The organism is Mucilaginibacter endophyticus, assembly GCF_003351025.1.
Taxonomy (GTDB): domain Bacteria; phylum Bacteroidota; class Bacteroidia; order Sphingobacteriales; family Sphingobacteriaceae; genus Mucilaginibacter; species Mucilaginibacter endophyticus.
The window spans coordinates 1,150,391-1,166,088 of record NZ_QPCG01000002.1; the positions used below are offsets into that span (position 1 = coordinate 1,150,391).

Annotated in this window: 8 protein-coding genes; 6 read left to right on the top strand and 2 right to left on the bottom strand. The window is 42.1% G+C overall.

The window, feature by feature from the left end:
- Nucleotides 1-279 precede the first annotated feature (279 nt).
- Nucleotides 280-2,424, bottom strand: a complete 2,145-nt coding sequence (locus DUL71_RS12275) for a S9 family peptidase (RefSeq protein WP_114938323.1) — start codon at nt 2,422-2,424, stop codon at nt 280-282.
- A 172-nt stretch (nt 2,425-2,596) separates the two neighbouring features.
- Nucleotides 2,597-5,173 (bottom strand): phosphoenolpyruvate carboxylase, encoded by a 2,577-nt coding sequence (locus DUL71_RS12280; protein WP_114938324.1) that lies wholly within the window; start codon nt 5,171-5,173, stop codon nt 2,597-2,599.
- Between the two features lie 274 nt (nt 5,174-5,447).
- On the opposite strand from DUL71_RS12280, the gene DUL71_RS12285 reads away from it, so the two are divergent.
- The 6 genes from DUL71_RS12285 (at nt 5,448) to DUL71_RS12310 (ending at nt 15,671) form a co-directional block, all read left to right on the top strand.
- Nucleotides 5,448-7,601: an FUSC family membrane protein gene (locus tag DUL71_RS12285; protein WP_114938325.1), complete on the top strand. Its 2,154-nt coding sequence runs from the start codon at nt 5,448-5,450 to the stop codon at nt 7,599-7,601.
- 182 nt (nt 7,602-7,783) lie between these two features.
- On the top strand, nt 7,784-8,929 hold the full coding sequence (locus DUL71_RS12290) for a methionine aminotransferase (RefSeq protein WP_114938326.1): 1,146 nt from the start codon (nt 7,784-7,786) through the stop codon (nt 8,927-8,929).
- A gap of 126 nt (nt 8,930-9,055) precedes the next feature.
- The gene (locus tag DUL71_RS12295; protein WP_114938327.1) at nt 9,056-9,841 is read left to right on the top strand and encodes an amidohydrolase; all 786 of its coding nucleotides are present in this window, start codon (nt 9,056-9,058) and stop codon (nt 9,839-9,841) included.
- A gap of 224 nt (nt 9,842-10,065) precedes the next feature.
- Entirely contained in the window at nt 10,066-11,340 is a 1,275-nt protein-coding gene (locus DUL71_RS12300; RefSeq protein WP_114938328.1) for a TolC family protein, read from the top strand.
- Nucleotides 11,341-11,360: 20 nt separating this feature from the next.
- On the top strand, nt 11,361-12,464 hold the full coding sequence (locus tag DUL71_RS12305; protein WP_244228740.1) for an efflux RND transporter periplasmic adaptor subunit: 1,104 nt from the start codon (nt 11,361-11,363) through the stop codon (nt 12,462-12,464).
- Between the two features lie 69 nt (nt 12,465-12,533).
- Nucleotides 12,534-15,671, top strand: coding sequence for an efflux RND transporter permease subunit (locus DUL71_RS12310; protein ID WP_112571926.1), 3,138 nt, complete (start codon nt 12,534-12,536; stop codon nt 15,669-15,671).
- Nucleotides 15,672-15,698: the final 27 nt, after the last annotated feature.

Consider the following 15,698-nt stretch of genomic DNA (forward strand, 5'->3'; position numbering starts at 1 on the left):
CCAAAGTGGGTTTTGCCGAATATAATAAACCACAATTTATTTATCCGGCCACTTACTGGAAATTAGCCTGAAAGATATAAGGTTTTATTTAGGGGAGATAAAATTGATGGATTCTAATATAAAAATCGTCATTGCGAGGTACGAAGCAATCCCCTACTTACAGAGTAACCGTGTAAGTTCTCCTTGTACAGTTCGCAATTGCTTCGTATCTCGCAATGACGTGTTGTTTTGTAATTTGTGTACCCAACCACTCACCAATCAACCCGATCAACCACTCACCTACTTCTCTATCCCCTCCAGCGCAAACAAAAACGCGTAGTTTAACGCTTCTTCTTTTAAATAATCAAACCTTCCCGATGCTCCGCCATGGCCGTAATCCATATTGGTATGCAGCATTAGCACGTTGTTGTCTGTTTTATTGGCGCGTAACTTGGCTACCCATTTGGATGGTTCAAAATATTGCACCTGGCTATCATGCAACCCGGTTACAACCAACATGTTCGGATAAGCTTTCTTCTCCACGTTTTCATAAGGCGAATAGCTTTTCATGTATTTGTAGGCATCCTCATTTTTAGGATTCCCCCATTCATCAAACTCATTTGTAGTTAAAGGGATACTTTCGTCAAGCATAGTGTTTACCACGTCAACAAAAGGAACTTCGGCAATAATGCCATGCCAAAGGTCGGGAGCCATATTGGCTACAGCGCCCATCAGCAAGCCACCGGCACTACCGCCTTCGGCGTACAAATGCTCTTTACTGGTATATTTTTGATCAACAAGGTATTTACCACAGTCAATAAAATCAGTAAAGGTGTTTTTCTTTTTCATCAACTTGCCATCCAGGTACCACTGACGGCCCATTTCCTGTCCGCCCCGGATGCCAGCCATTGCGAAAACAAAACCTCTGTCGAGTAAACTTAACCGCGCGCTCGAAAAATAAACATCATTGGTATAACCGTAAGAACCATAGCCATAAAGCAGTAAAGGCGCTTTGCCATTTTTGTCGAATCCCTTTTTATAAACTAATGATATGGGCACTTTAGTCCCATCTGTCGCGGTGGCGTAAATACGTTCGGTTACATAATCATCGGCCTTATACCTACCCAACACCTCTTGTTGCTTCATCAGTTTGGAGGCCTTTGTCTCCATGTTATAATCAAAGGTTGATGACGGCGTGGTAAGCGAAGTATACCCGTACCTTAATACCTTACTGTTATAATCGGGATTAGCGCCCACATAAATAGCATAAGCGGCTTCTTTAAAATCAACATAATGCTCGGCACCTGATGCAAGGTTACGCACCCTGAATTGGTTTAGCCCATTCTTGCGCTCGGTGATCACGATAAAATCCTTATACTCTTCAACCCCTTCCAGCAACACATCTTTGCGATGTGGCAAAACTTCTTTCCAGTTGCTGCTTTCAGTTTTATCAAGCGGGCATTCCATCAGTTTAAAGTTGATAGCATCCTGATTGGTTACTATCAAAAACTTATCGGCAAGGGCAGTAACACTGTACAATACATCTTTGATACGAGGCTGAAAAACTTTAAAAACTTCGTTAGGTTTGCCAGCATCCAGGTACCTGAACTCAGACGATAAAGTCGCCCGCGACTCGATAAAAATATAATCGCCCGATTTTGATTTATCTACACCGATATAATTTGATTTATCTTTTTCCTCATAAACAACCACATCAGCATCTTTAGAACCTAAAGCGTGGCGTTTAATTTTTTCGGTAAGCAGCGTTTCGGGGTTTTTGGCTGTATAGAATAATGTTTTATTATCCTTTGCCCAAACAGATCCGCCGGTGGTATTCACTATCGCATCTGTATAAATTTCACCCGTTTCCAGGTTTTTAACATGAATAGTATACTGCCTCCTCGAAACCATATCAATGCCATAAGCCAGCAGCTTATTATCCGGACTAACATTAAATCCATTGGCAGAATAATAGCTATGTCCTTTTGCCATTTCATCTACGTCAAGCAACACTTCCTCCTTAGCATCAAGACTGCCTTTTTTACGGCAATATTTGTAATACTCTTTTCCCTCGTCGGTACGTGAATAATAGTAGTAACCGTTTTTAAATACTGGTACCGATTCATCCTTCTCCTTGATCCTGGCTTTCATTTCATCAAACAGTACCTTCTGAAAGTTTTTGGTACCGCTCATCATAGTGTCCTGGTAAGCGTTCTCCGCTTTCAGGTAATCTACAGCTTTGGTACTATCGGGACCTTTCTTAAAATAATCAATCATCCAGTAATAATTATCAGTAACAGTATCATTATGGATGGTACGGATATGTGGCTTAACTTCTGCAACGGGGGGTTTTACATCGGGCCATTTATACATAGTAACTGGAGTATTTTGTTTACATGAAGATGCAATAATCAACAAACTTACCGGAATAATTACTTTTTTCATAGGTGATGGCTTAAGGGATTTGTATAAAGTTAGGCGTATAAAAACAAAAACCCAATAATACAGAGCACTTTATACAGTCATTTCTTTTAACAAAAGCGTATAATACAGGCAAAAAAAATCCACCTGCTATTGCTAACAGGTGGACGGGGATATAAATTAAAACAATAAACTGCTAAGCCAAATTGCGCCCTGCATTTACAATACCATAAACCGTACGGATCACCAGCTTATTATAAACATCATTAAGCTCGGTATCTTTTTCATAGTTTATGCATTGCAGCGCATAATGTTGGATGATCACCAACGGCAACACAATTTTTTCGCGGATAGCGATAGAACGGCGTTCAACCGGGTATTCTTCCATCAGTACGGTACTTCCGGTTAGTTCTAACAGCATTTCGCGGGTAAGTACAAACTCGTCTTTCAGCATTTTCCAGAAAGCGCCAAATTTTTTGTCTTGTTCAAGATACGCGGTAACCCGGAAATCTGATTTCGACATCGACATCATACAGTTATCCAACATGGTTTTGAAGAAACCTGATGTTTGATAAAGTTCTTTGATCTCGTCCCAGCCACCGGTTTCTTTAACCTGTTTAAGCGCAGTGCCTACACCATAAAAACCCGGGATACTTTGTTTTAACTGGCTCCATGAAGTTACAAAGCTGATAGCCCTCAGGTCTTCCAGTTTCAATTGTGCGCCAGCATTACGCTTGGTTGGGCGGCTACTGATATTGATCCTTGACAATAATTTCAGCGGACTGAATTTCTCCAGGTATTCAACAAATAAAGGATGCGCACGCAGATCGATAAACAACTTGTAGCTTATATCGGCCATTTGCTGAATAAGTTCTTTATGACGGTTATCCAATAAGTCATTACGGTTTGGATGCAGGGCCGAGATAACGCCGGCATTGATGAGCTGTTCCATATTAAACCTTGCAGTTTCAACCGAGCCATATTGCGAACTTACGGTTTGACCCTGGATAGTTAACTGGATATGCTCATTGGCAATCTCCTTACCCATTGACGCGTAGAAACGATGTGTTTTACCACCACCACGTGCCGGTGGGCCGCCCCTACCGTCAAAAAACGCCAGTTGGATGCCGTATTTACGGGCCATAGCAGTAAGTTCAACTTTGGCTTTGTATATCGACCAGTTGGCCATCAGGTAACCACCGTCTTTAGTACTATCAGAGAAACCAAGCATAATGGTTTGCTGGCTGCCACGGTTTTTCAAGTGCTCGGCATAAAACGGATGTGTATATAGCTGCTCCATAATGCCCGCCGCATGTTCCAAATCGTTCACGGTTTCAAACAACGGCATAAAATCAATGCTCAGGCTATCTTTTTTCCAGCCACTCCATAAAAAAAGATCGATTAGCTGCAGAATATCAGACGCGCGCTGACAGTTACTGATAATAAAGCGCTGGCAAGCTTTTTCGCCATTACCCTCCTGGATCTGTTTAACCAGCCTGATGGTATCCAGCGTATCGTGAATCATGGCATCTTTTTCTTCTTCGGGGCAAACAAAATCAGCCTCTTTAAAAGCGATACTTTTTACCTTTTCATCTTCGCTCAATTCAGAATAACCCTCGGCAACACCGGTATCGATATTTTTGGTGCCGTACTCAAAAACCTTGCGCAAAATGCGGCTATCCTGCCTGATATCTATCGTAGCGAAATAACATCCAAACAGGCGCACCTTTTGGATCATATCCTCAACAATATCTACAAACAAACCATCGTGATCTTTAAGGATAACATCTTTAATAGACAGCAATAGATCCAGGATCTCGCCTTGTAAATCAACAGGTGTTAACTGTTCATTGGCATTTTTGTAAAAAAGGTTCTCCAATTTACCCATCGCTTCTTCCACACCGCGGAAAGTTATGCGGCGTTTAAGCGTCCGAAAGTCGCGGTAATAACAACGAAACAGACGCTGCCTTAAAAAGCTGGCAACTTCTTTGGTTGTTTGCGTTGTTACGTTAGGGTTACCATCGCGGTCGCCGCCCGGCCAGAAACCTAATTCCAGGATCTGACGGCTTGCCGCGTCAATATCAAATTCCTCTTCAAGTTTAGCCTGAATATCTGATACGGCATGGTAAAATATATTTTCCAAAAACCAGGAAAGGCTAACAGCCTCATCAACCGGCGTTGGTGATGTTTTATTAAAGAAAGGCGTTTTACCCAGTTGCTGCAGCAATACATCGATACTATTAATATCGTTGGTTTTTACGGCTTCAATCAAATCGGTCATGATGCCAAGCACCGTACCGGGATAAAACTGTGTAGGGTGAGCAGTAAGCACCAGGCGTAAAGAAAAATCTTTAAGCTTTTCGCTGATATCCTGGCGGCTTTCATCGCTGATGGCCGCGTGCTGCAATAAACTTTGCAGGGTACCGCTATCATCAAACTTACCTATTTTATTAAATGATGAATCTTCAATGGCGTCAAACAATACTACCTGACGTTCAATGTACTGAATAAACCTGAACATGCGGTTAATCTGCTCACGATGTTCGATATCCGGTACGTACTTTTCAAAAAACGACTCGATAATGGCTGTCGGCGAATCATGAGTGATGGCGCCCTTTTCGCAATGTGAGCTGAAGAACGGCAATAGAATACCGGTATCCTTTACCTGGTAAAACGGAAGTGTTTGAAACAAACTGTTATATAACTCAAATCGGGTAACAACCTCGTTATTGAAGGCTGCTTCTCTTTGGCTGAGTTTTAACGTTGGCGACATAGTAAAAAATTAAATTGAGGTAAAATTGATTGGTTTAGCTTTTTGGCCTTTTCCGGGGGGTGAATTTACTGATCTTTAATTTAAATTCATCAAAAAGTAAATATTTATTAACACAAATCTTTAATTAATAGCATTTTTATAAAATAAACCACTAAAATTAAAAATATGGAAATTCAAAACACCATTTCGGGGCAATAAATTATATTTAATAAAAACAGCCCGAACAAACAAAATTTCTTATAATAGTTCTGTTATTTATAAAGCTGCTACTACCATGTCTATAAACATCAGGGAGATAAAAAGTTTCTTTTACAGTCAATATTTTTCTGATGGCATCCGGATCTGTATAGGCATATTACTGCCTTCCCTGCTGTTAATGCAATTTGATAAATTTGATCTCGGCCTTACGCTTTCTTTGGGCGCATTGTGTATCTGTGTTATTGATACGCCCGGACCAGTATCGCACAAACGTAACGCCATGGCAGCCGGCAATCTTTGCCTGTTTTTGGTAGCTGTTATTACCGGTTTTGCGAGGCTCAACGTAATTACCCTTGGTATCGAGATCACCTTTTTCGCCTTTCTGTTTTCAATGTTCACTGTTTATGGTAACAGGGCGGCATCGGTAGGTACCTGCTCATTGCTCATCATGATTTTTATGATGGATAAAGCATTGGCAGCACCGGAGGTATTGGGTTACAGCGCTAAGATTTTGGCCGGGGGAGTTTGGTATATGATCTTCAGTCTGGTATTTTTTGGTATTCGCCCCTATCGCGCGGCCCAACAGGCCCTTGGCGAAAACGTGACCGATATAGCGCGGTTTTTACGCATCAAAGCTGATTTTTACTTATCGGATACCGATATCGACGAAAACTACCGTAAACTGGTTTCCAAACAGATCCAGGTGAGCCAGCACCAGGACGCCGTGCGCGAGTTACTTTTTAAAAGTCGCATTATGGCCCGCGAATCAACCGCGCCAAGCCGCATCCTGGTACTAACCTTTGTTGACCTGGTTGATATCTATGAACAGATCATGGCCACGCATTACGACTACGCATATATCCGCGAAAAATTTAAAGATACCGGTGTACTGTCGGAGATAGCCCGCATTATACATAACATGGCCGATGAGCTTGACGATGTAGCTTACATTGTATTAACAAATACACGTCGCCGCCATCTCACCGACTTTAACATCGAACTGGAAAAACTAAAAGTTAAGATCGATTCCATTGGTAAAAACAACCAGGAAACCAGCAACCTTGTGCTTAAAAAGATCTTGATAAACCTGCGCTCGCTTGGCGAGGGAATTAATAACATCTATAAATACTACAGCTCTAAAGCTGCCGAATCATTAAATGAACCAAAAGGTGATGTAGAATACACCGCGTTTGTAAGCCATCAGGATTTCGCACCGCATATTTTCACCGACAACTTTACGCTGGCATCCGGCGCGTTTAAGCATGCCCTGCGGGTAGCATTGGTATGCCTGGTAGGCTTTATTACGGCAAAGCTTGTTTCCTTAGGCCACCATAGTTATTGGGTATTGCTTACTATTATTGTGATATTGAAACCAGGATTCAGCCTTTCCAAACAGCGTAACTATCAGCGTTTAATAGGCACCATTGGTGGCGGTGTTATTGGTATAGCCATACTTACTTTTATCCCTAATGCTACCGCCCAGTTTATTTTCCTGGTGATATTTATGATGGGGGCTTACAGCTTTCAGCGCCTTAACTACGTTGTAAGCGTTATTTTCATGACACCTTATGTATTGATACTATTCAAGTTTTTAGGGGTAGGATTATTAAACGTAGCCCAGGAAAGGATCCTCGATACCATTATAGGCTCAACCATTGCTTTGGTGGCCAGTTATCTGATATTCCCAACCTGGGAGTTTGAACAGATCCAGGAAACCCTGAGGGATGTGATCATTGCCAATATCAATTACCTGGTTACCATTGCCGAAAGCATTTCGGGCAAAATGACCAGTATTACTGCCTACAAACTGGCACGTAAGGAGGTTTATGTAAAATCGGCCAACCTTTCGGCCGCGTTTGAGCGCATGACCTCCGAGCCCAAAAGCAAGCAGCGCAAAATAAAGGATATACATAAGTTTGTGGTGCTAAACCATATTCTTTCCTCATATATCGCTACCATAGCATCGGCCCAAAGTAAAAAAGAAATCGCGGTTGCCCACCCCGAGGCTATGAAGCTGATCAAAAAAAGTATAACTGTATTAAACGATACCGGCCAAAAACTACAGGCCGAGAATATCGAATTCAATATTGGTAAAATTCCTTCCCCTAATCCGGAAGCTCAGAAACCTGTGGCCCAGGCGGAGGACGCTTTATTGAAAGAGCAACTGGGCTTTATCAATAAGATCAGCTACGATATCGCGAAGATTACGGATATCATTTTAGTAGACTGATAGCTTTTTGCGCAATTTAAATAACGTTATTTCGCACTGAGAAGTAAAACGTTTTCCGGTTAAAATCTCCACTTAAAACATTCCAAATATGTTTAAACCTTTAAATTAAACTGTTTCCAAAAACAAAAAATACCCGGTTGCATGGATGGGTTCATGATGATTTTTCCCTACTTTAGCCATCGATGATAAACGTAGTTTCAAAATTACCCCAAACAGGAACCACCATATTCACCGTCATGTCGGCCCTGGCCAACGAGCTCGGGGCAATAAATCTGTCGCAGGGTTTTCCTGACTACGACTGTTCGCCCGAGCTGATTGAGCTTGTGAATAAAGCAATGAAAGACGGCCATAATCAGTATGCGCCCATGGCAGGTGTTATGGCTTTGAGAGAGCGTATTGCCGAAAAAACCGAAAAACTTTACGGCGCTGTTTATAATCCGGAAACGGAAATTACCATAACTGCCGGTGGTACACAGGCTATATTTACAGCAATAAGTGCTGTGATACATCCTAATGATGAAGTAATCATTTTTGAACCTGCTTTTGATTGTTACGCCCCCGCCATTAAGTTGATGGGAGGCGTTGTAAAATCGCTTGCTCTCGAACCACCCAACTATCGTATTGCCTGGGATATGGTGAAGCGGCTGATCAACCAAAAAACAAAAATGATCATCCTTAATTCGCCCCATAACCCAACGGCAACTATCCTGCACAAGGAAGACATTGAACAATTAAGCGCGCTGGTAAAAAACCAGGACATATTGATATTGAGCGATGAGGTGTACGAACACCTGATATACGATGGTGAAACCCACCACAGCATGGCCCGCTACCCCGAACTGCAACAACGTAGTTTTATAGTAGCATCATTCGGCAAGCCTTTTCATGCTACCGGCTGGAAGGTTGGATATTGCATGGCGCCTGCTTATCTCATGAACGAGTTCAGGAAAATTCACCAATTTTTGGTATTCGCCGTTAATACGCCTATCCAGTATGCCATCGCCGAACATCTAAAAAACGAAGAAACTTACCTGGGCTTAGCTGAATTTTTCAGACAGAAGCGCGACTATTTCAGGAATGGGCTCGAACAAACCCGTTTTAAACTCCTGCCTTGCAACGGTTCATACTTTCAGTCAGTAAGTTACCAGCATATGACCGACGAAAAAGATGTTGATTTTTCTATCCGGATTGCAAAGGAATTTGGAGTAGCAACTATACCTGTTTCGGCATTTTACAGCAAGGGGATTGACCACCATGTATTAAGGTTTTGTTTCGCCAAAAGACAAGAAACTTTAGATAAAGCCGTTGATAGGTTAATCAAAGTTTAATTTTTGGTTAATGGTTCATAGATAATGGATCATGGCCAAATTGTATAAGTTTTATCAGTATGGATCAACCAATCTTCATGCATTTTTTGCCATGAACCATGATCCATCAACTATGAACCAACGATTATGGATAATCTTAAAATTACTGTTTTTCAAGGCTACCTTTTTTGGGAAAATATCGATAAAAACCTTCAGAATATCACACTCAGGCTATCGGGCGGCATACGCGAAAAAACCGATCTCATTATACTTCCCGAAATGTTTAGCACAGGCTTTACTATGAATGCCGCGGTACTGGCCGAACCTATGAATGGCAAAACCATGCAATGGATGGAGAAAACCGCCCAACAGCATGATTGTGTGATAACCGGAAGTATCATTATAGAAGAGGGTGGCAAATACTATAACCGCCTCATTTGGATGCGCCCCGATGGCACGTATGAACATTATGATAAACGTCACCTGTTTGCGCTTGGTAAAGAGCATAATACTTACACCGCCGGCACCCAAAAACTTTTTGTTGAGCTAAACGGCTGGAAAATTTGCCCGGTGATCTGTTATGATCTCCGTTTCCCGGTGTGGCTGCGTAATATAGAAGAAAATGCATACGACCTGCTTATTGTAGTAGCCAACTGGCCCGAGCGCCGGGCTGCGCACTGGCGTACCCTGATACCCGCACGTGCTGTTGAAAATCAATCATATATCATAGCGGTTAACCGTGTGGGCCACGACGGTAACGAAGTTTATCACAGCGGCGATTCTACCTGTATTGATCCTAACGGCAAAGTAATTTACTATAAACGCGATGAAGAAGACCTTTACACATTCAGTATTGTAGGCGACGAGATTGAAAAGATACGCACCGCGCTCCCCTTCCTGAAGGATGCGGATGACTTTGAAATAAATATCTGAAAGAACCCTGATTCATAGGGTTTGAGGATTACCGTGATTTTGTCTGAACCGGAATTTAAAGAATCTATTGAATTGCCAGAATATAGAATTAAACAAATTCTTGCAATTCGTTTAATTCGAGTTCAGACAAAATCAGGCCCCTCTCTACCATTAGTTTTTCTTCACTTCATACAAAATTCATAACCGTTTTGAATTTTTGTATTGTTGAATCTTGATGAAGGAAAATGCGAAATATAAAATCCCTGCTATTTATATCACCCTTATTTTTTAGTTTACTAACACAAAAGGCCGAAGCACAAACAGATACGTTAAAGATCACTTTCCCTGACGCTGAAAAACAGTTCATTGAAAATAACCTTAGCCTGCTTGCCCAAAAGTATAATGTTGATGCGCAGAAAGCGCTCATTCAACAAGCTAAATTATGGGACAACCCCGTTTTAAGCACCGATCAAAACATTCATGACGGTGGCACCAACAAATTTTTTAATCACTCCAACGGTGGCGGACAAGTATTTGTGCAGCTAAACCAGGTGTTTGCCACTGCCGGCAAACGCGGCAAACAGGTAAAAGTGGCCGAAGACGATGCCAAAGTTCAGGAAGCTGCCTTTAGTGATCTGATGCGTAACCTGCGTTATAATCTTCAGCTTGATTTCAGTCAGCTGGGTTCATTAAATGCCCAGCAATTGGTTTATCAAAACGAAATCAAATCGGCTACCGAGCTGGTTAATGCCATTCAAAAATCATTTGATGTTGGCAATACTTCCATGAAGGACCTCATCCGCTTGAAAGCATTGCTGTTTGGCTTGCAGAATGACATGGTTGAGAACAACCGCCAGATCAACGACCTGCAGACTGAGCTTAAAACCTTACTTCAAACTAAAGAAACTACTTTTGTACAGCCCATCATAAGTGACAAACCGGTTGAAACCGCCGATCTGGATGTACAATCGTTAATAAGTCAGGCCATGACCAACAGGCCCGATTACTTATCAAACCAGTACCAGTTAAATTCGGCCACGCATAACCTTGCTTATCAAAAAGCATTGGCTGTGCCTGATGTAACCATCGGCGTATCTTATGACCAAAACAGCAGCTACGCCCGTAACTACTATGGCTTACAAATTGGTTTACCAATACCGTTGTTTAACCGCAACCAGGGCAATATCAAATCTGCACAATACAATATCAAAAGCCAGGAGAGCACTTTAAAACAAAGCGAGTTCCAGCTTAAAAATGATGTGGTTGCTGCCGTTAATCAGTATAAACTGAACGAGCAATTGTTCTCTAACCAGCAGATCACATTTAATGAGCAATACGATAAACTGTTTGGTGCTATGCTCAAAAGTTTCCAGCAGCGCCAGATAAGCCTTGTGGAATTTGTCGACTTTTTTGACACCTATAAGGATACCAAACTAAAAATATTGCAACAAAAATTTAACCTGCAAAAAGCTATTGCCGACCTCAACTTTGCTGTTGGCACAACCGTAATAAAATCCTGACTAACTTTTTAAGACTTACTATGATGAAAAGAGAAACGCTGTTTTCCGGCATCTCAGCTTTACTATTGCTTGCCGCTTGTAAAGGCAAAACCCCTCCTGCTGTTGAAAACAAACAGGTAACTGTGAGCGATTCGATGGCAAAAATTATCACTATTGATACAGCCAAGATCGCTACCATAAAAAATGAGCTTACCCTTTCGGGCGAGGTATCATACGATGACAACGCGGTTGTTAAAGTATTTCCGTTTTCGAGCGGACAGGTGCTGGATGTGAAAGTTTCACTTGGCGATAAGGTGAGCAAAGGTCAAACCCTTGCCATTGTACGCAGTGCCGATGTTGCCGGTAACTATACTGATTTGAGCTCTTCAAAATCAGATCTTGCCATTTACAAACGTCAGTTAGAGCAGGCAGAATATTTATATAAAAACGGTATCTCAAGCGAGCGCGATTATACCGAAGCTAAAGAAAACTATAATAAAGCCGAAGCCGCTTATAATAAAGTTCAACAGCAAATTGCCATCAATGGTGGTGGTAACACCAGCCCGGGCGGTACCTTAGTGATCAAAGCCCCTGAAAGCGGGTTTATAGTTGAAAAAAACATCACAGCCGGTGGTTTTATCCGTCCGGATAATGCCAATAGCATGTTCACCATATCAAACATGAAAGACGTTTGGATCTGGGCTAACGTGTTTGAGTCGGACATTAGTCGTGTTAAGGTTGGTTATACTGCTAAGGTTACAACCATTGCTTATCCTGATAAAGTATTTACAGGCAAGGTTGATGCGGTAAGCTCTGTGCTTGATCCGGATAATAAGGTTTTGAAGATCAAAATTGTGCTGCCTAATGAAGGTATGCTGCTTAAACCTGAAATGTTTACCAGCGTGGTAATAGCCAACAGCGAAAAAGCGCAGTCGGTTGCTATACCTGCCAAGGCTGTAGTTTATGACAATAGCAAAAACTTTGTAGTAGTTTATAACAGTAAAGATGACCTGAAGGTACGTCAGGTAGCGGTTATAAAAACGGTTGAGGATACTACTTATATATCATCGGGCCTGCAAGCGGGTGATAAGATCATATCCAAAAACCAGCTGCTTTTTTATGATGCCATTGCGGGCAATAATTAAGGGGCGATAAACTAAAAATTGCCGGGCTTTAAAACCGGGCATTTACGTTTTTAAAATACAAAGACTACAATGAACAAGTTCATCAAAAATATCATATACTTCTCGCTTAGGCACCGTTACTTTGTGTTCTTTATGACACTGGTATTGGTAGTGCTGGGTGTGTGGAGCTATACCAACACCCCTATCGAGACCTTTCCTGACGTAACCAATACGCAGATCATTATTATTGCCCAATGGCCGGGCCGTAGCGCCGAAGAGATGGAAAAAATGGTTACCATCCCTATGGAAACCGTTTTAAACTCGGTACAGAAAAAGGCCAACCTTCGTACTACATCATCATTCGGTCTGTCATATGTCCGCATTATTTTTGATGATGACGTTGATGACGCGTTTGCGCGCCAGCAGGTTTTGAGCCGCTTGGGCAACGCCGATTTACCTGATGGTGTTAAACCCGAGGTTGAACCGCCATACGGCCCAACTGGCGAAATTTTCCGTTATACCTTAAAAAGCCATACCAAATCGTTACATGACCTTACCGCGATACAGGATTGGGTGCTTGACCGTCAGTTTAAATCAATACCGGGTGTAGCCGATGTGAACAGTTTTGGCGGCGAGGAAAAAACTTACGAGGTAAGTGTAAATCCTTCGCTGTTACAAAAATACGGCCTTACATCGCTTGATGTTTACACTGCCCTTAACCGCAGTAATATTAACGTGGGTGGTGATATCATCGAAAAAAATGACCAGGCTTACGTTGTACGTGGTATAGGGCTAATCAATAATATTGATGAGATCCAGAATATCATTATCAAAAACGTAAACAACGTACCAATCCTTGCTCGTGACATTGCCGAAATTAAAGAAGGCGGCTTGCCACGTTTAGGCCAGGTTGGTCGCGATAAAAACAACGACGTTATTGAAGGTATTGTAGTAATGCGTAAAGGTGAAAACCCTGCCGAAGTATTAAAGTTGATTAATCAAAAAGTTGTTGACCTTAATAAAAGCGTGTTACCGGCCGACGTAAAAATCTCTACCTTTTATGATCGTACCAACCTGATGGATTTTTGTACCGAAACCGTTATCCATAATCTCTGCGAAGGTATTATACTGGTTACTGTTATCGTGTTACTATTCATGGCCGATTGGCGTACTACGCTTACGGTGGCTATCATTATTCCGCTGGCTTTATTGTTTGCCTTTATCTGTTTGCGATTAAAAGGCATGAGCGCCAACTTACTATCCATGGGCGCGGTTGACTTTGGTATCATCATAGATGGTGCGGTGGTAATGGTCGAGGGGATTTTCGTGGCGCTTGATCACAAGGCCAGGGAAGTAGGAATGCAGAAATTCAACGGGCTTGCCAAGCTCGGCTTGTTTAAGAATGTTGGCGCAGAGATGGGTAAAGCTATCTTCTTTTCTAAACTTATTATCCTTACCTGTTTGGTACCAATCTTCGCTTTCCAAAAGGTTGAAGGTAAAATGTTCTCTCCTCTGGCTTATACTTTAGGCTTTGCTTTGCTGGGTGCATTAATATTCACACTTACATTGGTACCTGCATTGTCAAGCATACTGCTTAATAAAAATGTAAGAGAAAAGCACAACCCGGTAGTATTGTTTTTTGAGCATGGTATCCGCCGTATGTTCGGCTATACTTATCGCAATCAAAAATTAAGTCTGATAGTTGCGGTAGCCTTCATGGCAGTTACCTTCTTCTCGGCTAAGTTTTTAGGATCAGAGTTTTTGCCGCAGCTTAATGAAGGTGCCCTTTGGGTAACGGCGCAGCTGCCAATGAGTACCTCATTAGAAAGTTCTGTTAAGGTAACTGATAAAATGAGGCAGATCCTCTCAACCTACCCTGAGGTAAAACAAACGCTATCGCAGGTTGGCCGTACAAATGACGGTACCGACCCTAAAGGTTTCTTTAACGTACAGATCCAGGTTGACCTTTTACCTAAAAAGGAATGGAAACGTAACATCACCCAGGAAGAGCTCATAGCTGACATGGACAAAAAGCTGAGCCAGTTCCCAGGTATTGTATTCAATTATTCGCAACCTATTATTGATAACGTAGCCGAAGCGGTTGCAGGTGTACCGGCATCAATGGCGGTAAAAATATTCGGCCCGGATTTCCAGGTGCTCGATCAAAAGGCCGACTCGGTGATGGCCGTGCTTAAAAAGATCCAGGGCGTTGAAGACCTTGGTATCCTTCGCAACCTTGGCCAGCCAGAGTTTCGCATTGAGCTTGACCAACGTAAGATGGCCCTTTACGGTGTATCAACTGCTGATGCAAACTCGGTTATTGAGATGGCTATCGGCGGTAAAGCGGCCTCACAACTTTATGAGGGCGAACGTAAGTTTGATATCAGGATCCGTTATCAAAAACAATTCAGGGATACCCAAAGCAAAATCGAGAACCTGATGGTGCCTACCTTAAACGGTTCAAAAATTGCCATTAAGGAAATCTCGAAGATCACCACGCTAACCGGCCCGGCATTTATTTACCGCGATAATAATATGCGTTACATTGCCGTAAAATTCTCGGTACGTGGCCGTGATTTGGGAAGTACAATTGCCGAAGCTCAGGACAAAGTGGGCGCTGCTGTAAAATTGGATCAGGGTTACTCCTTCACATGGAACGGTGAATTTGAAAACCAGATCAGGGCCTCAAACACTTTGGCACACGTAGTACCTATATGTTTACTGGTAATATTCCTGATCCTGTTCATCACCTTCGGTAACGCTAAAGATGCCGTACTGGTAATCCTGAACGTGCCGTTCGCGTTGATAGGTGGTATTTTAGCACTGCATATCACAGGTACTAACTTCAGTATCTCGGCAGGTATCGGTTTCATCGCCTTATTTGGTGTCTGTATCCAGAATGGTGTGATCCTGATATCGGTATTCAAGAAAAACCTTGAAGAAAAAATGCACCTTGATGAAGCTATTATGCAAGGCGTAATATCACGTGTACGCCCGGTAGTAATGACCGCCTTAATGGCTGCCATTGGTTTGATGCCTGCCGCGATTTCTACAGGTATTGGTTCTGAAACCCAAAAACCGCTGGCTATCGTGGTAATAGGTGGCTTGGTAACTTCAACCATATTAACCTTACTGATATTACCTATCATTTACGCCATAGTTTACCGTTTAATCCACCGTCGTGAAAACCGTAAGCTGTTGAAAAAAGTGGGGATGATTAAAGGATAATTAATTATCTATGAATTTTTTTCTGAA